18 protein-coding genes and 1 tRNA gene are annotated in these 23,533 nt (G+C 73.0%); 12 read left to right on the plus strand and 7 right to left on the minus strand.

All coding sequences use genetic code 11. The annotated features are described in order from the left end of the window. Position 1: 1 nt before the first annotated feature. From N555_RS26040 to N555_RS0115370, 3 genes are read left to right on the plus strand one after another with little or no spacing between them, the layout of a single operon-like run. A complete protein-coding gene (locus N555_RS26040; protein WP_197029041.1) occupies positions 2-2,047 on the plus strand; it encodes a M36 family metallopeptidase in 2,046 nt (681 codons plus the stop codon). 32 nt (positions 2,048-2,079) lie between these two features. Further along, positions 2,080-3,960 carry a hypothetical protein gene (locus N555_RS0115365; protein ID WP_029432383.1) on the plus strand — a complete coding sequence of 627 codons (1,881 nt, stop codon included), beginning with the start codon at positions 2,080-2,082 and terminating at the stop codon, positions 3,958-3,960. Positions 3,961-3,983: 23 nt separating this feature from the next. Continuing rightward, entirely contained in the window at positions 3,984-4,817 is an 834-nt protein-coding gene (locus tag N555_RS0115370; RefSeq protein ID WP_029432384.1) for a DNA/RNA non-specific endonuclease, read from the plus strand. Between the two features lie 9 nt (positions 4,818-4,826). Here the strand turns inward: N555_RS0115370 and N555_RS0115375 are convergent, their stop codons facing one another. From N555_RS0115375 to N555_RS0115390, 4 genes are read right to left on the minus strand one after another with little or no spacing between them, the layout of a single operon-like run. Further along, a complete protein-coding gene (locus N555_RS0115375; RefSeq protein ID WP_029432385.1) occupies positions 4,827-6,128 on the minus strand; it encodes an alpha/beta fold hydrolase in 1,302 nt (433 codons plus the stop codon). 8 nt (positions 6,129-6,136) lie between these two features. After that, complete coding sequence (locus tag N555_RS0115380) at positions 6,137-7,885, minus strand: S8 family peptidase (RefSeq protein ID WP_029432386.1); 1,749 nt, start codon at positions 7,883-7,885, stop codon at positions 6,137-6,139. Positions 7,886-7,912: 27 nt separating this feature from the next. Then, complete coding sequence (locus N555_RS26960; protein WP_156036386.1) at positions 7,913-8,212, minus strand: hypothetical protein; 300 nt, start codon at positions 8,210-8,212, stop codon at positions 7,913-7,915. A 44-nt stretch (positions 8,213-8,256) separates the two neighbouring features. Then, positions 8,257-9,768 carry a M6 family metalloprotease domain-containing protein gene (locus tag N555_RS0115390; protein WP_029432388.1) on the minus strand — a complete coding sequence of 504 codons (1,512 nt, stop codon included), beginning with the start codon at positions 9,766-9,768 and terminating at the stop codon, positions 8,257-8,259. Between the two features lie 172 nt (positions 9,769-9,940). Here N555_RS0115390 and N555_RS0115395 point away from each other — a divergent pair, with 172 nt between their 5' ends. The 4 genes from N555_RS0115395 (at position 9,941) to N555_RS0115410 (ending at position 13,760) form a co-directional block, all read left to right on the plus strand. Beyond that, positions 9,941-11,032, plus strand: a complete 1,092-nt coding sequence (locus tag N555_RS0115395; RefSeq protein WP_081866289.1) for a DUF3616 domain-containing protein — start codon at positions 9,941-9,943, stop codon at positions 11,030-11,032. Beyond that, positions 11,014-12,240 carry a M4 family metallopeptidase gene (locus N555_RS0115400; RefSeq protein ID WP_029432390.1) on the plus strand — a complete coding sequence of 409 codons (1,227 nt, stop codon included), beginning with the start codon at positions 11,014-11,016 and terminating at the stop codon, positions 12,238-12,240. The genes N555_RS0115395 and N555_RS0115400 overlap by 19 nt, the downstream gene beginning before the upstream one ends. 19 nt (positions 12,241-12,259) lie before the next feature. Continuing rightward, on the plus strand, positions 12,260-12,565 hold the full coding sequence (locus N555_RS0115405) for a protealysin inhibitor emfourin (RefSeq protein WP_029432391.1): 306 nt from the start codon (positions 12,260-12,262) through the stop codon (positions 12,563-12,565). A 118-nt stretch (positions 12,566-12,683) separates the two neighbouring features. After that, positions 12,684-13,760, plus strand: coding sequence for a trypsin-like serine peptidase (locus N555_RS0115410; protein WP_029432392.1), 1,077 nt, complete (start codon positions 12,684-12,686; stop codon positions 13,758-13,760). 16 nt (positions 13,761-13,776) lie between these two features. Here the strand turns inward: N555_RS0115410 and N555_RS0115415 are convergent, their stop codons facing one another. Next, positions 13,777-15,144, minus strand: coding sequence for an FAD-binding oxidoreductase (locus tag N555_RS0115415; protein ID WP_051684125.1), 1,368 nt, complete (start codon positions 15,142-15,144; stop codon positions 13,777-13,779). 530 nt (positions 15,145-15,674) lie between these two features. Here N555_RS0115415 and ppk2 point away from each other — a divergent pair. Continuing rightward, positions 15,675-16,442, plus strand: coding sequence for a polyphosphate kinase 2 (ppk2, locus tag N555_RS0115420; RefSeq protein ID WP_197029042.1), 768 nt, complete (start codon positions 15,675-15,677; stop codon positions 16,440-16,442). Between the two features lie 93 nt (positions 16,443-16,535). Beyond that, on the plus strand, positions 16,536-19,325 hold the full coding sequence (locus tag N555_RS0115425; protein WP_051684126.1) for a cation-translocating P-type ATPase: 2,790 nt from the start codon (positions 16,536-16,538) through the stop codon (positions 19,323-19,325). 285 nt (positions 19,326-19,610) lie between these two features. On the opposite strand, the gene N555_RS0115430 is transcribed toward N555_RS0115425, so the two are convergent. Beyond that, positions 19,611-19,698, minus strand: a tRNA-Leu gene (locus N555_RS0115430). Between the two features lie 134 nt (positions 19,699-19,832). Here N555_RS0115430 and N555_RS0115435 point away from each other — a divergent pair. The 3 genes from N555_RS0115435 to N555_RS0115450 all read left to right on the plus strand — a co-directional run bounded on the left by N555_RS0115435 (position 19,833) and on the right by N555_RS0115450 (position 22,877). Continuing rightward, the gene (locus N555_RS0115435; protein ID WP_029432396.1) at positions 19,833-20,591 is read left to right on the plus strand and encodes an SHOCT domain-containing protein; all 759 of its coding nucleotides are present in this window, start codon (positions 19,833-19,835) and stop codon (positions 20,589-20,591) included. A 139-nt stretch (positions 20,592-20,730) separates the two neighbouring features. After that, positions 20,731-22,059, plus strand: a complete 1,329-nt coding sequence (locus N555_RS0115445; protein WP_029432397.1) for a M20/M25/M40 family metallo-hydrolase — start codon at positions 20,731-20,733, stop codon at positions 22,057-22,059. Between the two features lie 20 nt (positions 22,060-22,079). Beyond that, positions 22,080-22,877, plus strand: a complete 798-nt coding sequence (locus tag N555_RS0115450) for an SDR family oxidoreductase (RefSeq protein ID WP_034510755.1) — start codon at positions 22,080-22,082, stop codon at positions 22,875-22,877. On the opposite strand, the gene N555_RS0115455 is transcribed toward N555_RS0115450, so the two are convergent. Continuing rightward, the gene (locus N555_RS0115455; protein ID WP_029432399.1) at positions 22,878-23,450 is read right to left on the minus strand and encodes a class I SAM-dependent methyltransferase; all 573 of its coding nucleotides are present in this window, start codon (positions 23,448-23,450) and stop codon (positions 22,878-22,880) included. Positions 23,451-23,533 lie beyond the last annotated feature (83 nt).

Consider the following 23,533-nt stretch of genomic DNA (forward strand, 5'->3'; position numbering starts at 1 on the left):
CGTGCGGAGCCTCCGCGGTGGGCCGCCGGCCGGGGTGGCGCCGCGCGCCGCGGGCCCGGCGGTCGGCGGCGGCGGACCGCGTCTGGACCTGGACGAGGCGACCGGGCTGCCCAACCGGGTGTCGGGGCTGGCCGCGCCCGCCCGATCGGTCGCGGCGGCGGCCGACTCGCCCGAGGCGGCGGTCGGCCGGCTCCTGGCCGAGCGCGCGGACCTCTGGCAGCTCTCGCCGGAGGACGCCGCAGGCATCGCCGTCGCCTCGGTGAGCGGCTCCCGCCTGCGCACCGCCCACCTCGTCCAGCGCGTCGACGGCGTCGACGTCTTCGGGTCCGACGTCACCGCCGCCATCGGCCCGGGCGGTGAGGTGGTCTCCGTGGCCGGCCAGTTCTTCCCCGGGGCGGCGGAGTCGGGCCCGCCCGGCCGCGCGGACGGGATCTCGCCGGAGCAGGCGATCGCGCTCGCCGCGACCGACCTGACCGGCCTGCCGGTCGACGCCTCTGCGTTCGTCGCGGAGGAGCGGGACGAGCAGGAGGAGCAGGACGGAACGGGTGACGGCGGCTACCGCAGCTACCTGGTCCCGCCGGCGGAGGCCTCGGGGGAGCTCCGGTTCGACCGCCCCGTCCGGGTCCGGGAGGTGCTGTTCCCGCTCGGCGGCCGGCGGTTCGCCCGCGGCTGGTACCTGGAACTGTGGATCGCGACCTTCCCGGCGTTCGCCTACGTCGTCGAGGCCGACGGTGCGCCGGAGGTCCTCTTCCGCCGGAACCTCCGCGCCGACGTCGCCTTCGGCTACCGGGTCCACAACACCGGCGACGCCGTGTTCCGGCCGGAGGACGGCCCGGCACCGGGGTCGCCGCACCCGACCGGCGTCCCCGACGGCTTCCAGGCGCCGCCCGTCCCCGAGCGGCTGATCATCCTGGAGAGCCTGCTGCCCGGCCGGCCGTGGCTGCCGGACGGGGCGACCACGACCGACGGCAACAACTGCCTGGCCTACGCCGACCTGCGCGGGCCCGACGGCCTCGGCAAGGGCGACGTCCTCGGGCAGGTCACCAGCCCGGGCGTGTTCGACCACACCTACGACCACGCGAAGCCGGCCTCGGACCCGGAGAACCTGCAGGCCAGCCTGGTCGGGATGTTCTTCCACGTGAACTGGCTGCACGACCGGTGGTACGAGGCCGGCTTCGACGAGGCCGCGGGCAACGCGCAGCAGGTGGCCATCGACGGGGGCGGCGTGGCCGGCGACCCGATCCTCGCCGAGGGCAACGACTTCAGCGGCACCGACAACGCCAACATGCAGACGCCGGCGGACGGCAGCAGCCCCCGCATGCAGATGTTCGAGTTCCGGGGCACGTCGCCGTCGCGGACCAGCAACCACGAGGCCCTGATCACCTTCCACGAGATGGGCCACTACGTGACCAACCGGCTGGTCGGCAACGCCGCCGGGCTGGCCAACCGGCAGGGCCGCGCGATGGGGGAGGGCTGGGGGGACTTCTTCGCGATCTGCATGACCTCGCAGGAGACCGATGCCTTCGCCACCGGCGTGTTCCCGGTCGGCGGGTGGACCGACCTGACCCCCACCTTCACCGACAACTACTACTTCTCGATCCGCCGCTACCCGTACTCGGCGGACATGGCGAAGAACCCGCTGACCTTCCGCCACATCGGCGACGGCGCCCTGCTGCCCCTCGGCCCGCCGCGCAGCCCGCAGGGCGGCGGCGCCAACAGCGCGGTGCACAACGCCGGGGAGATCTGGTGCGCGGCGCTGTGGGAGGTCTTCGTCGGCCTGGTGGCCCGGCACGGGCACGCGGAGGCCGAACGGCGGGTGCTCGAGTACGTCATCGGCGGCCTCAAGCTCACGCCGTCCATGCCCACCTACACCCAGGCCCGCGACGGCATCCTCGACGCCGTCGCCGCGCTGGACCCGGACGACGTGTCCACCGTGTGGGCCGGCTTCGCCAAGCGCGGGATGGGCGTCGACGCGGTGTCGCCACCTGCCACCTCGACGTCCCTGGCCGGGGTGGTCGAGAGCTTCGCCACCCCCTCGCCGCTCTAGAGCCGCGCCCACCGGTCCCGGCAGGAGGCGGAGTGCAGCAGCAGCAGCGGGACGAGCTCGCCGGATACCTCGCCGGCTTCCTGCCGGCCCTGGACCTGAGGACCGCCACGGAGTTCGGCCGCGACGGACGGCCGGGGGAGTGGGACCCCGACCTGGCCTGCGCGATCCGCGTGGAGGTGGGCGAGCTGGTCGCCCGCAGTCCCGCGCTGCGCACCGCGCTGGCGGACGTGCGCCGGGGCGCGGACCCGAGGCAGCTGGTGCCCTCGCTGGCGGCGGCGCTCGACGGCGACGACCCCCACCGCGCCGAGGTGCTGTGGGCCCTGCTCGGCGGCGATCCGCAGGAGCCGGTCGCCGGCCAGGACGGCCGCGGGCACCGGTTCAAGAGCGACGGCTGGCTGGCCCGGGGCTTCGCGGCCGGCTTGATGAACGTGCTGGTGCTGGCGACCGTGGTGATCGGGGTCCTCGCCGCCGGGGGCGGCCTGGAACCGCCGGCCGCGCGGGAGAGCCTGGCGGTGACCCTGCTCCGGCTGTTCACGCTCTGGTGCCTGGCCTTCCTCCCCGGCTGGCTGTACATCCGCTTCCTCGGCCAGCGGGCGGGCTCGGTGTGGCAGGAGTTCGTGGTGCACCTGCACCGGCTGGGCTGGGACGAGCCGCAGTTCCTCCCGCGGCCGCCCGAGAGCTCGCAGTTCCGTGCGGCCTGGCAGCAGGCCGGGGGCGCGCTGGTCGACCAGCGCCGGAACCTCTACCGCCTGAAGTTCGACAGCTACTACGGCCGGTCCGTCGTCGAGAACGTCCACAACACCAACTTCGCCGTCCGGGTCGAGACGATGTTCCCCGTGTTCCTCGCGACGGCGGTCTACTCCGTCGGCTGGTTCACGGTCCTCTGGGACACGACGGCCCTCGCCGATCCGACCTCGCTGTGGGACGTGCTCCGCTTCGCGTTCCTCGGGGCCTACGTGTTCATCGTGCAGAGCCTGATCCGCCGGTACTTCCAGAACGACCTGCGGCCCGGCGCGTACGCCCACGCCGTCCTGCGCATCGTCGTGGTGCTGCTGATCGTCGTGGCGCTCCACCAGGTGATGCCGGGCGACGACGTCCGGGTGGAGGCAGCGATGGCCTTCGTCGTCGGCATCTTCCCGATCATCGCGCTGCAGGCGCTGCAGCGGCTGGCGGCCAGCACGCTGCGGGTCGTCGTCCCGCAGCTGAGTCCCGACTACCCGCTCAACCAGCTGGACGGGCTCGACATCTGGTACGAGGCCCGGCTCCTGGAAGAGGGCATCGAGGACATGCAGAACCTCCGGACCGCCAACCTGGTGGACGTCATGCTGCACACCCGCGTGCCGGTCGGGCGGCTCGTCGACTGGGTGGACCAGGCCACCCTCTACGTGCACCTGGACCGCATCGAGCGGGGCTTCGCCGAGCGGCGGCTGGTCCGTCAGGCCCGCAACACCGTGGCCCGCGCCCACCGGGTGGCGCACCGGCCCGGGGCGAAGGAGCCGGCGCCGGCTACGCCGGACCCGCCGGCGGTCCCCTCCCGCATCCGGGGCTCGGTCAACCCGGCGCTGCGGGCCGGCACCGAGACCCGCGTCCGCCTGCGCCAGCTGGGCATCCGGACGGCGACCGACCTGCTCAAGGCGTTCCCGCCCGATCAGATCGACCCGCGGGACCCGCCCGGGACCGACGGGTCCCCGGTCTTCCGCCACCCCTTCCCCGACGAGGGCCTGGACGTCGACCAGATCAGGACGCTGGTCCGGGTCCTCGACGAGGACACCCACCTGGCCGCCGTCTGGAACTGGCAGGCCCACGGCGTGGTCGCCCGGAGTGCGGCACACCGGCCGCGGTCGGCGGGCGAGCGCCGTCCTCCCGTCGAGCCGACGGGACGGGTGGGTGATGCGCCGGTGACGGCGTCGTGACGGCCGGCGCGTGAGGTGGGGGCATGACCGACGTGCTGGCCGTCGAGGTGCGCGAGGGCTACGACCCGGCCTTCCTCGAGGTGGAGATCCCGGTCCCCGCGCCGGTCGACGCCGTCTCGGCCGACGTGGCGCACACGGTCGACGGGGGGACCCTCGTGCGGCACGTGCACTTCTCGCTGCAGATGAGCGCCTCGCGGCGGTTCGCCCTGTGGGTCGGGTGGAACATCGACGGCGGCAGCCTCAAGGCGCTCAGCCGCACGGGCCAGGAGTTCGTCAACGACCCGCAGATCGCCGCAGCCGGCCAGGTGGGGAACGCCCTGTACGCCGGCAACCGCCTCGACCGGGGCCACATCGCGCGCCGGGCGGACCTGCTCTGGGGCAGCCTCGCCGAGGCCGGCCGGGCCAACCGTGACTCGTTCCTCTTCACCAACATCACGCCGCAGATGGACGACTTCAACCAGAGCGCGCAGGACGGCGTCTGGGGCCGGCTCGAGGACGCGGTCTTCGCCGACGTGGAGGTCCAGGACCTGCGGGTGAGCGTCTTCGGCGGCCCCGTCTTCGCCGCCGACGACCGCGCCTACCGCGGGGTGCGGCTGCCACGGGAGTACTGGAAGCTCATCGCCTTCCGGGAGGCGGGGGTGCTCAAGGCGCGGGCGTTCCTGCTCACGCAGGCCCTCGACCAGCTCGAGCTGCTGGACCTGGACGAGTTCCGCGTCTTCCAGGTGGCGGTCGCCGAGCTCGAGGCGCGCACCGGTCTGCGCTTCCCGGACGTGCTCCGGGCTGCCGACGTGGGTGCGCTGCCCGGGCTGGTGGGGGAGCGGGAGCCACTCGGCAGCCCGGCCGACATCCGGTGGTGAGCCCGCGGCTCACCGGGTGGTCACCGCGTGCAGGACGACGTTGGCGACGGCGGGGCTCGTGACGTCACCGTGGCTGCGGATCGTGGCGTCGGCATCGAGGTTGTGGACCCTGCCCGGCACGAAGTCGTAGCTGTACCCGTCGTCGCCGAGCTCGGCCACCGAGTCGTCGACCTCGGGGGTGTGCAGCGCGCCGTTGCGCCCCATGCCGCCGTAGGGGTCCTTCCGGTCCCCGAGCCCGGAGGAGTTGTCCGAGGCGATCCGTGAGGCCAGGGGGTAGGCGATGCCGACGGCTTTGTCCCGCTTGGTGTGGGTGATGAGGATCGGTCCGGAGATGCGCTGGTCCCGCAGGACGGTGCGGAAGGCGCCGTCCCGGACGCCGTCGAACTTCTCCGCCAGGCCGTTGTGCGAGAACGCCGCCTGCAGCAGCGACAGGGTGACCGGCGCGCCGCCGGGATCCTGCTGTGCGGCGGCCGCGGTCACCAGCCGGCCACCGAAACTGTGCCCGACGAGGTGGACCGCCAGCGCCGGGTCCCGCTCGCGGACGCGGACGAGCGTCGTGGCCACCCCGCCGGATCCGACGGCGCCGGCGCGGACCTTCATCTGGTAGTAGGTGGCGAAGTTCGCGATCCGCCGCGCGGCGGCCCGGGTGCCGGACAGCAGGTCGCCCAGGAACGCCGCACCCCCCGCGTCCACGTCGGCGGCGCCGCCCTGGTCGACCTCGAGCTCCAGCGGGACGGCCTGGCCGAACCGGTCGAACAGCTCCTCGGGCTCGAGTTCGAAGAACTCCCGCGACGCGTCGTCCTCGTGCACCTGGTCGGGGTCGAGGACCGCGCGGATCCGCAGCACGAACTCGCGGCGCGCGTCGTCGGACCCGTCGAGGTCGTCGACCAGGGCGATCGCCCGGTCGATGGCGGCGGCCCGGACCGGGTCCTCACCGGACTGCCCGAGCCGGTCCGGGTCGTGCTTCAGGGCGGTGAGGGCGTCGAGGAGCGCCGCCTGGTTCTCGGCGTCCGTGGACGCCGCGCCGCCGCCGGGGACCAGGTCTGCGTCGGCGAACCGCTTGCTCGGCCAGAACACCCGCAGGACGGCGATCCGGGAGCCAGGACCGGACGTCGGCTGCCGGAGCCGTCGGAGGTTGCCGAGCAGCGCGTCGTACAGCTCCTGCGCTTCGGCCATGTCGTTGTTCCAGCCGTGCGCCAGCACGAGGAGGTCGGACGCGGCGGAGAGCCCGTCGAGCAGGGCCCGGACCTGCCCGGGGTCGTGCACCGTCCCGCGCCGGGTGAACTCGACGTCGAACTGGCCGGTGATCATCGGGCCTCCTAGATGGACTGGATCGCACGCATGAGGTCGAGCAGGCCGTGGCCCTCGAAGTAGCGCTCGCGGCCCAGCGGGGTCGCACTCGCCAGGAAGATCTCCTTGACCTCCAGTGGCCGGCCGATGAACTCGCGCCGGATGGACAGGAAGGCCGCGATGGCCCCCGAGACGTGCGGCGCGGCCATGCTGGTGCCGCTGTCCTCGACGTAGAAGGCGGGGTCCGGGTCGCCGGTCGCCGTGGCCACGGCGTGCTCGTGGTCGGCGGGGAGGGGCTCCATGTGCGAGAGCGCGTCGGCCTTCTTCCGCCCCGCCGCGCACGACAGGATCCGTTCCCCCGGCGCCACGAGGTCCGGCTTCAGCCGGCCGTCGCCCGTGGGCCCCTTCGAGGAGAAGTAGGAGATGCCGAACATGTGCGGCGACTCCCGGTGCGTCGAGCCGACCGTGAGCGCGTGCTGGGCGTTGCCCGGGTCGTTGATGGTGTTCGACAGGCCCACCTTGGTCACGCGGCCGTTCGCCGTCAGAGCCGTGTAGCCGGTGTTGCCGGCCGCGGTCACGACGACCACCCCCGACTGCACCAGCCGGTTCACCTCGGTGCACAGCGGGCTCTGCCCGCAGGCGAACATCTCGGCGTCGAACTCGTAGCCCACGCTGAGGTTGACGCCGTGGACGCGGAGCAGCTTCGGGTTGTCGTTGAGCTTCTCCCGGATGTACTCCAGGGCGCGCACGATGGTGCTGGAGCGCCCGCCGCCGTCGTCGTCGAGCACCCGGAGGCTGACCAGCCGGCAGCGCGGGGCGACCCCGTGGAAGCGGTCGCGCTCGCGGTCGGTGCGGACCAGCCGCTCGGTGGTCGTCCGCTTCCGCTTCGGCAGGTTCTCCTGCTCGTCGTCGGCGACGATGCGCTCCTCCTGCTCCAGGACCACCGCCGGCACGTCCGGGGGGACGCGGCCGGCGATGATCCCGGCGACGTGCGTCCCGTGGCCGAGCGGGTCGTCGAGCGCGTGCTCCACGTGCGCCGCCAGCCGGGTCCGCCGCTCCGCCTCGTCGAGCATCGCTCCGCCCGGGAGCTCCTCGTCGGGGTCGGCGAGCCGCGCGCCGTCGATCGGCACGAAGCAGCGGTGCAGGTTGCTCACCGACGGGTCGCGCAGCGCGTGGTCCCCCGGCGGGCCGAAGTGCGGGTGCGACGCGTCGATCCCGGAGTCGATGACCGCCCAGGTGACGTTCTCCCCGGTGGCCTCGAAGGAGCGCAGCGCCGCGTCGCCCTTGATCGTGGCGACGGACCGGGAGATCTGGGCCCGCACCGGGAAGTCGGGCCAGAGCTTGTAGATGATGCGGTACCGCATCTCGTCCGGATCGTGACCGGCCGCGTCGCCCGCCGCGTCCCGGCGGGACCGTGCCGCGGCCTGCTGCTCGTCGGCGGCGACGAGCGTCTTCCACTCGCGCAGGGTCATGTCCGCGCGGAAGTAGGCCTTGGACACCTTGGCGACGTCCCACGGCGGACCGGGCTCCCAGTTGCCGATGACCTGCCGGAACAGCTCACGGAACGCCGAGCCGGCGCCGGCCAGCCCGTCGACGTGCAGGACGTTGAGCTCCACCATGTACGGGCCGCGCTCGTCCGGCGTGGAGCCCAGGCCCCAGCGCCGGCGGTTGGCGTCGTCCTCGAGCTCCGGTGGAGCCGTCAGGCGGGACAGCCGGTCGCTGCGGAACTCGCCGCTGGGCACCGCCTCCGCGTCGGTGCCGTCGTCGCCGCTGGTCATCGCGTTCCTCCGCGTCAGGTGTGCTGGCTACGCCGGCTCGACGCGCAGGTCGCCGTCCGCCGGGTACGGCTCCGCGACCGCCCCCTCGGGGACCGACCGCGCCCGGAAGGTGAGCCGTGCGCCGGGGTCGGCACCGGCCAGCAGCTCTCGGCGGAAGGAGACCGCCAGGTCGCCGCCGACGCGGCCCGACAGCAGGTCGGCGCGGCCGGCCACGGGCGCGGCGTCCTCGACGGCGACCTCGACGACGTCCCATCCGGTCCGCCGCGGGTCGGGCCCGCGGGCGCGCACCCGCCCACGGATGCGGGTCAGGTTGTCGATCCCCTGCACCACCGGAGGTGCCGGCTGCCGGACGGGGCCGCCCGGAGACCTCCTCAGCCGGCTCCCGGGCCGGCCGCGGCGACGAGCCGCTTCAGGGACTCGAGGTCGGACTCCAGGTGCGCCAGGACGGTGGTGACCTCCCCGTTCGTCCGGGGGCTCGGCACGAGGGCCCGCTCGCCGTCCGCGGCGTCGGCCGGCGACGCCGCGGGGCTCACCGACACGGTTGCCGTCATCGTCGGACCCGGCGCCGAGATCTGGGTGATCGCCACCGCGGTGTCCCGCCCGGTGTACGAGCCCGTGCTCGGTGTCGACGTGGGGGTCAGCTCGGTGTTCGCGCTGGTCCCCGGGTAGCAGTCGCCCGCGTCCCCGCGGTTGCGGTTGCGCTCGAGGTCCCGTTTCCCGTCGGCCTGGACCAGCCCGACCAGGTAGTGGTTCTCGTCGGCGTTGCTCGGCTGGTCGTCGTCCACGTGCCAGACCAGCAGGCCGCCGCCCGGCAGCAGGCCGTCGTAGCCGCTCTGCTGCCGGTTCTCCACGAGGAAGTACTCCGACCCCCGTGTGCCGTCGCGCCAGAGCCGGTGCACCTTTCGGCCGGCCTTGACGTCCTCGAAGGTCACCTTCCCGGCCTTGGTGACGCCGACCTCCGTCACCCAGCCCTGCTGCAGCTTGCACCAAGCCGAGGGGTGCGCCGGGAGGTCTCCGCCGCCGTTCCACGAGCCCCCGGCCATGAGGCACCAGTTCCCGATGCCCTCCGAGGTGTCGTCGGTGTCGTACAGGTCCGGGAAGCCGAACAGCAGGTGCCCGAGCTCGTGCGCGCTGACGCCGATCTTCGCGTCCTCGGGGATGGTGAGGTAGGCGAAGATCTTGGTGCCGTCGACGGCGTACTCGGTGGGCAGGACCCACTTGTGCGACCAGATGTCGCCCGGCTCGCCCGTCGCCTCGCCGCCGCGACCGGCGTGGACGACCACGAACGCGTCGACGAAGCCGTTGCCGTCGTTGTCGTAGGGCTTGTAGTCCACCGTGCGGTTCGCGGCCTTCGCCGCGTCCCTGGCCAGGAACTGCGCACGCGGCGTCCCGGTGGGCCGGCCGATCCCGAAGTTGCCGTTGGCGTACCAGGACAGGCTCCGCGGCAGCCGGACCGGGCCGACCACCTCGCCCACGAGGTCGATGAGGCCCCCGCTGACCTCCTTGTAGTACTCGGCGACACTGCCGCGCGGGAGCACCCCGGTGGAGAAGAACAGGTCCGTGAAGTGCTGCGTCGTCTGGGTCATCGGCCGGTCCGCGAAGTCCGCCAGCACGACGACGACCCGCACCTTGCCGCGCAGCGGGGTCCGCTCCGCCGCCGCGCGCGTGATGCTCCGGCTGGAGGTGCCCAGCGGGAACTGGTCGGGCGGGATGATCGTCCCGTCGTCGAAACCCGGCCAGTGGGGGCGGCGGGGCAGGGTCAGCTGGCGCAGGATCGGCGACTCGGCGTCGGCGCGGAACTGCTGCAGCTCCTCGCGCAGGCGTTCCCGCAGTTCCGGGCTGGGCGCCACGGCGCAGAGGTCCCGCCACACGGCAACGGACATGGCACATCTCCCGCTCTGATCGGCTGTCGGTCCCGTCATGCTCGGCGGGCTGCGTCACGCCGGCGTCACCGGCACGTTCCCCCCGCCGCGGTGACACCGCGGTGACGCGCCGGGCGCCACGCTGCTCCGCGGACGTCCCGGACCGGGGCGTGGACGGCGCTGGGGGATGGACATGGAGCCGGATCGCCAGGTGCTCCTCCGCTTCGGGACCGGAGCCGCCGCGACCGACGGCGCGGACCTGTCCGCCGTCGTCTGCGACGGGGACCTGCTGTGGGTCGCGGGTGACGAGGCGCCGGTGCTGCACCGCTTCACCCGGCAGGACGGCGGCTCCTACGGCGCCATCCGGACGTTCCCCCTCGACGTGCTCGCCGGGCTCGAGGCGGACGCGGAGATCGACGTCGAGGGCATGGACCGCGCCGCCGACGACCTCTGGCTGGTCGGGTCGCACAGCCGGACCAGGAAGGAACCCGACGACGACGACGGCGACGACAAGGTGCTCGAGAAGCTGGCGACGGTGCGGGAGCGCCGGACCCGGAACGTCGTCCTCAGGCTGCCGCTCGAGGGGGAGGGGGCGGCAGCCCACCCGGTCGGCGCCGGCGACGGCGGCCGGCGGACGGTCGCCGTGCTGGACGGCGACCTCCTGACCGCACTGGCCACCGACACGCTCCTGGCGCCCTTCCTCCCGCTGCCCGGCAAGGACGGCGGGCTGGACATCGAAGGCCTCGTGGCGCTGGACGGCGCGCTGCTCCTGGGCCTCCGGGGCCCGGTCCTGCGCGGCTGGGCGGTCGTGCTGGAGGTACGGCTGCGCACCGATCCGGACGACGCCGGCCGGCTCCGCCTCGACGCGGCCGCCGGGCCCGGCTACCGCTCGATCGTGCTGGACCTGGACGGCCTCGGCGTCCGGGACCTGTGCCGGGTCGGCGACGACGTCCTGGTGCTGGCCGGGCCGACCATGGCCCTCGACGGGCCGTTCCGGCTCTACCGCTGGCCGGGCGCGGTCGCGGACCGGCAGCGGGTCGTCCGGAGCGCCGAGCTCACCCGCCTCGCGGAGCTGCCGTCCGGACGCGGCGCCGACGAGGGGCTCGACCACCCCGAGGGCGTCACGCCGCTCGGCGACGACGCCGTCCTCGTCGTCTACGACAGCCCGGCGCCCGGTCGCCTCTCGGCCTCGCGGACCGTGCTCGCCGACGTCTTCCCGCTGGATCCCAGCCGTTCCCTCGCCGAACCGATCGCAGGAGAGGTCCCATGTCCATCCGCACCCTGAACTGCATCGTCCCGCCGCACGTCCTCGAGCACCTGCGGCAGAGCAGCGACACCGCCGTCCGGGAGGCCGCCCTCACGACCCTGCTGGACACGACGATGCTCCGGGGTCAGCGGTCCGTCCGCGGGTCGCTCCTGGGGCTCGCCTCGCCGGCGCAGGGACGGCGGACGGTCTTCGACTGCGGGCACCGGACGAACCTGGCCACCGCCGTGCTGGCCCGCAGCGAGGACGGCGCCGCCTCGGCCGACGCCTCGGTCGACCAGGCCTTCGACGGCCTGGGATCGACCCGGCAGTTCTACGGCGACGTCCTGGGCCGCAACTCCATCGACGACCGGGGGATGCGCCTGGACGGGTACGTCCACCGCGGCGTCCGGTACAACAACGCGTTCTGGGACGGCCAGGAGATGGTGTTCGGCGACGGTGACGGGCGGATCTTCACCGACTTCACCGGCTCCCTCGACGTGATCGGCCACGAGCTCACCCACGGGGTCACCGAGTTCACGGCCGGCCTGGAGTACCACGTGCAGTCCGGCGCCCTGAACGAGTCGATCTCCGACGTGTTCGGCTCGCTGGTGAAGCAGTGGGTGCGCCAGCAGACCGCCGACCAGGCCGACTGGCTGATCGGCGACGAGATCTTCACCCCGGACGTGGACGCCGACGCGCTGCGCTCGCTGAAGAGCCCGGGGGAGGCCTACGACAGCGAACTGCTCGGCAAGGACCCCCAGCCGGCCCACATGCGCGACTTCGTCGACCTGCCCGACACCGAGGCGGGCGACAACGGCGGGGTGCACGTCAACTCCGGCATCCCCAACAAGGCGTTCTACCTCGTGGCGACCGGCATCGGCGGCTACGCGTGGGAGGCCCCCGGCCACATCTGGTACGAGTCGCTGCGGGCGTCCACGGCCACGACCGACTTCCAGGGCTTCGCCGACACGACGTTCAGCAAGGCGGGGGAGCTGTTCGGGCAGGACAGCGTGGAGCAGAAGGCGGTGGCGTCCGCCTGGGGCGATGTCGGCCTCCCCGTGAGCTGCGCTCCCAAGGGCATGCGATCGGGGCCGTCGGGCGGGGCCGGGGGCGGTGGCGACCCGCTCGGCGACCTGAGCCGGCAGGTGTCGGAACTCGCGCGGCAGCTGCAGGAGCTCACGCAGCAGGTGCAGGGGCAGCCGAAGCCGTCCGGCAAGGGCGGCCGATCGGGCGCCGGACGGGCGTGACGGGCCCCAGACTGTCCGCGTGAAGGTCACGCTCGAGACGCACGGCGGGCTGGCCGGCGGGCTGCGGCTCGGCGGCCGGCCGGTCGTCCTCGACGCCGCCCGGCTGCCGGAGGACGACGCCCGGACGCTCGGGGACCTCGTGGCGGCGGCCCGCGCCGAGCCCGCCCCTCAGTCGGCTCGTCGCTCCGCACCGGACGCGATGAGCTACACCGTGACGGTCGAGGACGGGAGCGCGTCGGACGTCCTCCACCGGTCCGACGACGGCATGACGCCGGCCTTCGCCGCGCTGCTGGACTGGCTCGGCGGCCGGGAGCCCGTCGGCTGACTCCCGGCCCCGGAACGCGGTGATGTCGCGGTGACGGGTGCTCCGCACAGTTCAGGCATCCCTGGACGACACGGGGGACCGCACCTCCGACGACGCACGACGGAACGGAGTGGGACACATGTCCGAGTTGACCTCCCCGGCCCTGAGCCTCGACGACCTCGCGAACGCCGCGCCGATCGCGGCCACCGAGAGCATGCCGCCGGAGATGGCGGAGTTGATCGAGCCGCACTCGGGCATCTACGTGCTCTCCGACGACAAGCCCGCCCTGGACCTCGGGTCCGCCCGTGCCCGGGCGGCGAGCGACGTGTGGCACGTCGACGCCACGCACGGTGACCTCCGGACGACGATCCCCGGGCTGGACCGGACCGAACTCCCGGTGGAGGCCGCCGAGTCGGCACGCGCCGAGGAGACAGGTACGGAGAGCTACCGCCCGGCGTGGCAGGAACAGCAGTTCCTCCCCAGGCTCGCGCCCTTCAGCCTGTCCGGCCGGGAGACCGGCTCGCCGACCGCTCGGGTGTTCCTGGAGCCGCGCGCGGCGGAGGCGGAGCGGCTGGCCTACCCGTGGTGCACCATCGGCCGGGTCATCACGAACAGCTCCGCCGGTTCGTGGATCGGCAGCGGTGTCCTCGTGGGTCCGAACCTGGTGCTGACCGCGGGTCACGTCGCGCCCTGGGGCGGGAGCAACTGGTCGATGGAGTTCGTCCCCGCGCTGCGGCAGGGCGATCCCAACCCCCGTCCCTTCGGCAGCTCGTTCGTCTCCCAGTACCGGGGTTACAACCGGCCGGGCGACGTCTTCGGCTACGACTACGTCATCTGCCAGCTGTACAACCCCCTCGGCCAGGCGCTCGGCTGGATGGGCAGCCAGTCCTGGGGCAACGAGGACGAGTACGAGCGTCGGGACTACACGTCCTCGGGGTACCCGGCCACCTTCGGCGGGCGGCCGGCCGTCCAGTTCAGCGTCGGGATCCGGGACCTCGACAACGACAACCCCGGCAAGGAGCTGGAGACCGTCGAGTACACGACGGGCGGCTGGTCGGGCGGCCCGCTGTGGTTCTTCGCCGGAACGAGCCCGTTGATCGTCGGCGTCCTCAGCGGTGCCGAGACCGACGGGTTCGACCCGCGGCGGGACGTCTACGCCGGCTACTCGGCGATGATCGACCTCGTGCGGTTCGGCCTGGACAACTGGCGGCCGTGAGCCACGACGTGGGCGCTCACCGGGCTGTGGCCGCTCGGCTCGGGGCGATGTTGTGGTTCAGGTGGAAGACGTTGTCGGGATCCACGGCGTCCTTCAGCCTGCTCAGCCGCGCGAGCTTCGCCGGCGGGTAGGCGCGGTGGACGCCGGCCACGCCGTCGTCGGAGAGCGCGTTGACGTAGGCCCCGCTCGAGTAGGGCGCCAGCGCCTCGGCGCTCTGCCGGGCGGTGGCCATGCGGACGTCGTCCTCGTCCGGGTCCGACCACCGGGTCGCCACCACGTACTCGAACGCGGCGGACCGGTGGCTGAACGCGGTCGCCTCGTCGGCGACGTCCGCGATCGCGCCGCCGTAGGCCTGCAGGCCGGCGGAGACCGAGGGGTCGTGCGCGAGCAGCGCGGCGATCGCCGCGTCGGACAGCTCGCGGACGTAGTGGCCCTTCCAGTAGCGGCGCTGGGTGTGTCCCTGGACGTCGTCGTCGCGGCGCTGCAGGTCGAGGTAGCTCGACTCGACGTCGCGACGGGCGACGGGCTCGCCCAGCGCCTCCAGGCTCCGGGCGTGGTCCCGGCCCTGCTCCGGGTCGCCGGTCCACACGAAGCCGAGCGTCGCCACGCCGCCGCCCACCGATGCGGTGTAGGTCGCCTGGCGCGGCGCGCCCTCGCTCAGGTCCCGCCACCGGGCGGCGGGCGCCATCGCCCCGGCGACGGGGAAGTCCCGTTCGACCGACAGCGCACGGGGATCGGTGCGGTGGAGCCGGAACTCGAACCGCGTCACCACGCCGAAGTTGCCGCCGCCACCTCGCAGCCCCCAGAACAGCTCGTCGTTCTCCTCGGCGGAGGCCCGGACGACGTCCCCGGAGGCGGTGACGACCTCGCACGAGAGCAGGTTGTCGCAGGCCAGTCCGTGTTCCCTGGCGAGCCATCCCATCCCGCCGCCGAGGGTCAGCCCGCCCACGCCGGTGTGCGAGACGTTGCCTGCGGTCGTCGCCAGGCCGTACGGCGCGGTGGCCGCGTCGAGCGCGCCGAGCAGTGCTCCGCCCTGTGCCGTGGCGCGCTGCCGCTGAGGGTCGACACGGATGTCTCCCATCGGAGTGAGGTCGATCATGAGCCCGCCCTCGGGTACGGCATGGCCGACGACGCCGTGCCCGCCGCAGCGGACGCCGATCTCGAGTCCCTCGGTCCGAGCCCGTGCGACCGCAGCTGCGACGTCCGACGTCGTCCGGCAGCGCACGATCAGTGCAGGGCGGCGATCCACCATGGCGTTCCACACGCGTCGTGCGGCGTCGTATCCGGCGTCCCCCGGCCGCAACACCTCCGGACCTGGCATCGCGATCCCGCCTCTCCGTCGAGTCCTCTCCACGCTTCGACCAGCTGGACGGGCGGAAGTCATCGCCCGTGATCGACGGCGGCGCCGACGACGCGACACGTGCTGGAGCGGTGGGCGCGCACCGCTGACCGGGTGGACCCGAGGGACGACCGGACGATCCCGCAACGGACACCCGTCCACGAGCAGGGCCGGCCGGCACAGCCCGTCCGACCGGCAGCCTCCACCGAGCGCGACGAGGTCCTCGGTGCCCACCGGCCTCCTGCGCGATGCCTTCGTGCCGGACGTGCCAGCCCCACCGGTCAGGCGACGGGGCGAGGCCGCTTCCCGCTGTCGTGAGGCCCCACGAGAACAGCGGTTCCCGTCGCAGATCGTCCTCCCCTGGTGATGCGGGCGCGCGCAGACGCTCCATGATCGATTCGACGGGTATCGCGTGGATCCGCCCGGAGCCGATGACCCCCGTCATCCACCGGCTCGCTGCCGGATCCACCCGGAAGTGGGGGTCAGACGTGCCCAAGAAGAAGGCGCCACGACCGACGAGTGCACTGGCGCCGTCGGCTCCGGCTAGCGACGTGGGGGCCGGTCGCCCTCGGAAGATGAAACGCCGAGAGTACGAGACGGAGATGCGGCGGCTGCACGGCGAGCTCGTGGCCATGCAGGAATGGGTCAAGGCGACAGGGACCAAGATCTGCATCGTCTTCGAGGGGCGGGACACCGCCGGGAAGGGCGGCACGATCAGGCGTATCACCGAGCGGGTGAGCCCGCGGGTGTTCCGGGTGGTCGCCCTGCCGGCGCCCACCGACCGCGAGAAGTCGCAGATGTACGTGCAGCGCTACGTCCCACACTTCCCGGCCGCCGGCGAGGTCGTGATCTTCGACCGCAGCTGGTACAACCGCGCCGGCGTCGAACGCGTGATGGGCTTCTGCACCCCGGCGGAGACCGAGCGGTTCCTCGAACTGGTGCCGCCGTTCGAGAAGGCGATGGTGGACGCGGGCATCCTGCTGGTGAAGTACTGGCTCGAGGTCAGTGCCGAGGAGCAGCAGCGGCGGCTGGAGAGCCGCATGGAGGACCCGCGCAAGGTCTGGAAACTCTCCGACATGGACCTGAGGTCCTACGGCCGCTGGTACGACTACTCCCGGGCACGTGACGCCATGTTCGTCGCCACCGACAGTCCGTGGGCGCCGTGGTTCCTCGCTCGGACCGACGTGAAGCGGCGCGGTCGGCTCAACATCATCAACCACCTGCTGAGCCAGGTGCCCTACGAGCCGCTCGACCACCGTGACATCGCGCTGCCCGAACGGCAGCGGCCCGAGGGGTACGAGGAACCGGACATCCCGCTGCGATTCATCCCCACGCCGTACTGAGCCGGCGCCGGACCGGTAGGCGCCTCACCACGTCCAACTCGACCGCGAGCCGCCCACGGCGTCGCGGGTGACCAGCGAAGACCCGGAGTCGACATGACCGTCGCGCAACATCCTGCTGAGGATCTCGTCCCGTATGCGCTTCCGGCGCTGGACGTCACGGCACGGCTGCAGGTCGACCCGGATCGGGGGTTGACCGCCGAGGAAGCCGACCGGCGGCTGGGCCAGTACGGGCACAACGAGCTGCCCCAGGAGCCTCCGCCGAGCCTGTGGGCGGTCGCCTGGGGCCAGCTGGTCAACCCGATGAACATCATGCTGCTGCTGGTCGTAGCGGCCAGCTTCGCCATCGTGCAGATCGCCACCGCGCTGGTGGTGCTCGGGCTGGTGCTCTTCAACGTGGTCATGGGCACCAGCCAGGAGCTGAAGGCCCGCGCCAGCGTCGAGGCGCTGGCCCACCTGCAGGTGCCGCACGCCCGGGTGCGCCGCAACGGCCAGGTCGAGCTGGTCGAGTCGACCGAGCTGGTGCCGGGCGACATCGTCCTGCTGGAGGCAGGTGACGTGGTCCCGGCCGACGGGCGGATCATCTCCTCGGCGACGCTCGAGGCGCAGGAGGCCGCGCTGACCGGTGAGAGCGCACCGGTGCCCAAGGACGCCGCGCCCCTGCCCGAGGGCGAGGTGGCCCTGGGCGACCGGACCAACCTGGTGTTCCAGAGCACCCAGGTCACCCGCGGGACGGCGGTGTGCGTGGTGACCGGCACCGGCGTCGCGACCCAGATGGGGCAGATCGCCGGCATGGTCAACGCGACGAAGCGCTCCAAGTCGCCGCTCCAGCGCGAACTGGACGGCATGACCAAGGTGTTCGGCGCGCTCGCCTTCCTCGCGGTGGCCGTCATCGGCGTCTTCGGTCTGGCGCGGGGGATGGACACCACCACGCTGCTGCTCCTGTGCATCTCGACCGCGCTTGCGTCCATCCCCACCGGCCTGCCCACGTTCGTCCAGGCCATGCTGTCCTCGGGAGCGCGCCGGCTGGCCGAGGCCAAGGCCGTGGTCAAGTCGCTGTCGGACGTGGAGACCCTGGGCGGCACCACGGTCATCAACTCCGACAAGACCGGCACCCTGACGATGAACGCGATGACGGCGACCACGATGCTCGCCGGCGGTGACTGGTACACGATCGACGGCCCCGGCTATCAGAAGTCCGGCGCCATCCTCGGCGTGGCCGGGGGAAGGCCTCCCGACTTCCACCGCCTGGCGCTGGGTCTGGTCCTGTGCACCGACGCGACGGTGGCCGACGACGGCACGGTCATCGGGGACCCGACCGAGGCGGCGTTCGTCGTGCTCGCCGCGAAGATGGGCGTGGACGCCGAACGGACCCGTCAGACCCTTCCCCGTCGGGCCGAGGTGCCGTTCGACTCCGAGTACAAGTTCATGGCCACGTTCCACGACCGTCCCGACGAGCTGGCCGGCGGGATCATCGCCGACGACCACTTCGTCTGCGTGAAGGGGGCGCCGGACGTCGTCCTGCGACGCTGCGCGGCCGCGCTGTGGCACGGCGAGGTCGTCCCGGTCGCCACGGTCCAGGAAGAGATCCTGGCCGCGAACCGCCGGCTGTCCGAGCGAGGGCTGCGCGTGCTCGCCTTCGCCGTCCGTGATCTCGACGACGCGGCGATGGCCGCGGCGGACGGCGACCCGATGGCCGCGGTCACCGACCTGGTCCTCGTCGCGCTCGTCGGGATCGTGGACCCGCTGCGCAGCGAGGCGAAGGACGCGGTGCACGTCGCCCTCGGAGCCGGGATCGACGTGCGGATGATCACCGGTGACCACACGGTCACGGCGCGCGCGATCGCCGACGAACTCGGCCTCGGGCCCGGTGTGCTCACCGGTACCGAACTCCAGCACCTCGACGACGACGAGGTGCTGCGGCAGCTGCCACGCCTGCACGTGTTCGGACGAGTCGCGCCCGAGGACAAGCTGCGGCTGGCCAAGCTCATGCAGCAGGACGGCCAGGTGGTCGCCATGACCGGCGACGCGGTCAACGACGCGGCCGCGCTCAAGCAGGCCGACGTCGGCGTCGCCATGGGCAGCGGTTCGGAGGTGTCCAAGCAGGCGGCGAAGATCGTGCTCACCGACGACAACTTCGCCACGCTGGTGCGGGCCGTCGAGCTGGGCCGCGACATCTACCGGCGGATCTCCACCTACATCAGGATGCAGCTCACCATCCTGGCCTCGGTGCTCCAGCTGATGGTGTACGCCACGATCCTGAACATCAACGAGGGCGTCGCCCTGTTCCCGCTCCAGCTGCTGTTCTGCAAGTTCTTCGTGGTCATCACCGTCGTCATCGGATTCATCGCCGACGTCTCCGACCCCGGGGTGATGCAGCGGCCACCGCGCGCGCCCGGCACAAAGATCGTCACCGGGCCATGGGTCGCCCGCTGGTTCCTCTTCGGCCTGGTGGTCTCCGCCTCCGCGCTGGCGGTCCTCGCCTGGGGCCCCGACGAGCCGAGCACCACGCAGCCCTCGGCCAGCATGACCATGGCCTTCGCCGTCGTCTCGCTGTCCGCGGTCAACATCGGCTTGGTGATGCGCCGTGAGCGGCAGGCACCCTGGTCCTCGCCGGTCTTCCCCTACCTCGGGTGGATCGTCCTGGGGTGGGTCCTGACGTGGGCCGCTGTGGAACTCGGCATGCTCCAGCGGCTGCTCGACACCACCTCGCTCACCGGAGGCCAGTGGGTCGTCGTGCTGGCGCTGTCCCTCGTCGCCCCCGCCGTCGTCGCCGTGGACAAGGTCCTCCAGCTCCGGCAGCAACGGAAGGTCCAGCCGCTTCTGGACGAGCCGGCTCCGTCGGCCGAGCCGGTGCCGGCGCTCCCTCGGCCACGCCGCCCCTGAGGTCCAGACGGGAAACAGCGGGCTCGGAGGCCGTGATGCTGCACGGACTCATCGAGCCGTGCAGTGTCGGTCCGCGGCATCGGCGATGCGTGGTCGAGGACGTCGCCCTGCGCAGGACGGCTCGCTGGTGACGAGGGTCGCGCGGCTCCGACGTCCGACGTGGAGTCCCAGGGGCGACGCCCTGCACACGCACACGTCACCACGTGGTCGCTCGAGCTGGTGGAGGCGGCGGCTGGTACCGCGTTCGGGGACGGCGTCGCCCGACACCGCAGGGGTGTGGATCTCTGGTGTCCGAGGGGGGACTTGAACCCCCACGCCCGATAAAGGGCACTAGCACCTCAAGCTAGCGCGTCTGCCATTCCGCCACCCGGACGAGTGCGTGAACAGACTACAAGACCGCCGTCCGGCTCCGACGCACCCCCGGAGCTTCCGCTCCGGGCGGTGTCGGCCCTAGCCTGCGCGACGGCGGCGGCCGATCCCCGCTGCACCGAGGTGCCGGGAGGCCGCGTGATCCTGCCCGACACCGATCCGAAGCCGTTCCTGCCCGTGGCACGGATCCGGGACGTCCTGCTGCTCGGCCTGGGGGTCGCGGCCGGCGCGGCCGCCATCACGATCCTGTCGCGGATCATGCGGTCGGTCGGTGAGGTGGGGGGCTCCTGTGCCGACGGCGGCCCGTACGTCTCGGCGCAGCCGTGCCCCGACGGCACCGGCCCGGCGATCCTGGCCACGGTGCTGCTCGGCTTCGTCTGCGTCGGCGCGACGCTGTGGGGTGCGCCCAAGCTCGAGGCGCCGATCCCGCTCTTCTGGGCCTGGCCGGCGCTGTTCTTCACGCTCGGCTGGAACTTCCTCGAGGACGGCTGGATCGACCCGCCGGCCGGGGCCGGGATCAGCGGCGGGTACCTGTTCTGCGGGGTGCTGTTCTTCCTCATGGCGGCCGCGCCGCTGCTGCTCGGGTGGTTCGCGCTCCGGCAGTCGGCGCGCACGGAGCGGGAGGCGGCGGACCGGCAGCGCAAGCAGGCGCTCACCGCGGTGGCCACCACACTCTCCCGGCGTGCGACGCCGCCCCGCCCACCTGCACCGCGGGTCGCGGTGCCCGCACCGACCCAGCCGGACGACCTGCCCGGCGGCGACGCCCCCGACGACGCCGCCGCCACCCTCGCCGGTCGGCTGGAGCGGCTCGCGGCCCTCCACGCCTCCGGCGACCTGACCGACGACGAGTTCCGGCGGGCCAAGTCGGCCACCCTGCGCGAGGAGATCGACCGATGACCGGACCCGGGACCCCGCGCGGCACCGGTCGCTGGTGGCTCTACTACCTGGTCGCGGCCGGTCTGGGCGTCTGGGGCGGCAGCGCGTTCTTCACCTGGGTGAGCACCTGAGGCGCCGGCCGCCCGCCTAGGCTCGCGGCATGGACGACGCGCCTGCCGAACCGCTCGACCGCGCCCAGGCCGAGGTCGCCGAGCTGCTCAGCGACCTGATCCGCATCGACACCACCAACACCGGGGACACCGCCACCGGCAAGGGCGAGCGGGTCGCCGCGGAGTGGGTGGCCGGCAAGCTCGACGAGGTCGGCATCGGCTCGCAGATCTTCGAGTCCGAGCGCGGCCGGGCCAGCCTCGTCGCCCGGATCCCCGGGACCGACCCGAGCCGCCCGCCGCTGCTGGTGCACGGCCACCTCGACGTCGTCCCCGCCGATCCGTCCGAGTGGAGCGTGCACCCGTTCTCCGGCGAGGAGCGGGACGGCTACATCTGGGGCCGCGGCGCGGTCGACATGAAGGACATGGACGCCATGACCCTTGCGCTCGTGCGCGACTGGGCCCGCACCGGCGTTCGGCCCGAGCGCGACATCGTGCTGGCCTACCTCGCCGACGAGGAGGCCGGCGGCACGCTCGGCGCCCGCTGGATCGTCGACACCCACCCCGACCTGTTCGCCGACTGCACCGAGGCCATCAGCGAGGTCGGCGGCTTCAGCATCACCGTCCGCGACGACCTGCGCCTCTACCTAGTGCAGACCGCGGAGAAGGGCCTGGCCTGGATGCGGCTCACCGCCTCCGGCCGCCCCGGTCACGGCTCCTTCGTGCACGACGACAACGCCGTCACCCGGTTGTGCGAGGCCGTCGCCCGCATCGGCTCCACCCGGCTGCCGACCGTCCTCACCCCGCCGATGCGCGCCTTCCTTGACGCGGTCAGCGAGGCCTACGGCGTCGAGATCGACCCGGACGAGCCCGAGGAGTCGCTCGCCCGCCTGGGGTCGATCAGCCGCATGATCGGCGCGGCGCTGCGCAACACCGCCAACCCCACGATGCTCGACGCCGGCTACAAGACCAACGTCATCCCCGGGACGGCGAGCGCCACCGTGGACGGCCGCTTCCTGCACGGCCAGGAGGCCGAGTTCGAGCGGCAGCTCGCGGGCCTGATCGGCGAGGGGATCCAGCAGGAGTGGATCGTCCACGACCAGGCCGTGGAGACGACCTTCGACGGCCCGGTCGTCGACGCGATGGTCGCCGCGCTGAAGAGCGAGGACGCCGGCGCCCGCCCGGTGCCCTTCACGATGAGCGGCGGCACCGACGCCAAGAGCTTCGAGCGCCTGGGCATCCGCTGCTTCGGGTTCTCCCCGCTGCGGCTGCCCCCGGAGCTGGACTTCGCGGCGCTGTTCCACGGCATCGACGAGCGCGTGCCGGTCGAGTCCCTGCGGTTCGGCATCCGGGTGCTGGACCGTTTCCTGCGCTCGGCCTGACCGGGTGGTGTGATGCCGGGGTGAGCACTCTCGAGCCCGGCGCCGTCGCCCTGATCACCGGAGGGACCGGCGGCTTCGGCCGGGCCCTCGCCACCACGCTGCGCGAGCGCGAGGTGACCGCCGTCCTGGCCGACCTCGACAGCGAGCGGAACCGGTCGGTCGCCGCCGACCTCGGCTGCCCGTTCGTCGCCCTCGACGTCACCGACCTCGCCGCCAACGAGGCCGTGGTCGCCCAGGTCGAGGCCGAGCACGGGCGCCTGGACGCCGCCTACCTCAACGCCGGCATCTCCGCGGCCAAGAGCGACGACGCCCTCGACCTCGACGAGTTCATGCGGGTGGTGACGATCGACCTGTTCGGCGTCGTCTACGGCGTCCAGGCTGCCCGCCCGGCGATCCGGCGCGCCGGTGGGGGAGCGATCGTGGTGACGGCGTCACTGGCCGGCCTCTCACCGATGGCCACCGACCCCGGCTACAGCGTGGCCAAGGGCGGCGCGATCGCGTTCGTCCGCTCGATGGCGCCGCGGCTGTCCCGCGAGGGGACGACGATCTCGGCGATCTGCCCCGGGTTCGCCGACACCGCGATCATCGACCGCATCCGGCACGAGTTCACCGCCGCCGGCTTCCCGGTGCTCACCGCTCAGGAGGTCGCCGACGCGATGGTCGCGGCCTGGACCGACGGCGAGCCCGGCGCCGCCTACGTCGTCCAGCCCGGCGTCGGCGTCGTCAACTACAAGTTCAAGGGCGTGCCGGCGGCGCGCACCGCGGCGGGGGAGCCCGCCGTCGTCCCGGAGGCGCTCCGCCCCCCGGACATGCGCTAGTCAGTCCTCGCGGGGCCCGCGGCAGGCGAACAGCACGGCCGGGGGCACGTTCCACGGCGAGATCCGGGTGCTGACGCGGGCGAACCGGCGGCGCAACTCCTTGAGGATGAGCGGCGAGTACTGGATCACCAGGATCGCGCCGTCCGGGGCCACGATCTGCGGCAGCACGTCGAGGATCCGCTGGCGCAGGGCCGGCGCGAACGAGGTGTAGGGCAGCGCCGACACGACGATGTCGGCCTGCCGCCCGTCCAGGTGCTCGGAGAGGTTCTCCGCCGAGTCGCAGACCACGTGCAACCGCGGGTCGCGGTAGCGGCCGGCGAGGAGGCCGGCCAGCGCCGGGTCGATCTCCACCGCCACCAGTTCCGCCTCCGGGCCGAGCCGGGCGAGGAGCTCACCGGTCTGCACGCCGGTGCCGGCGCCCAGCTCCACGACCAGCTTCGCGTTCGGCACGTCACCGAGGTCGAGCATGTCGCGGACGGCCCAGCGGGAGGTCGGCAGGATCGCGCCGACCTGGCGGGGGTTGGCGAAGAACGCCTTCAGGAACTTGAGGCGGTCGTCGAGGTGCTGGTTCACGGGTCCTCCCGGGCCGGGGTCCGGGCGGCGTGTCGCCCACCGTGACCCTGACACGCCACCGCCGGCCTCTGCCAGCGGGGGGG

It is taken from the genome of Blastococcus sp. URHD0036 (assembly GCF_000701365.1).
Classification (GTDB): Bacteria; Actinomycetota; Actinomycetes; order Mycobacteriales; family Geodermatophilaceae; genus Trujillonella.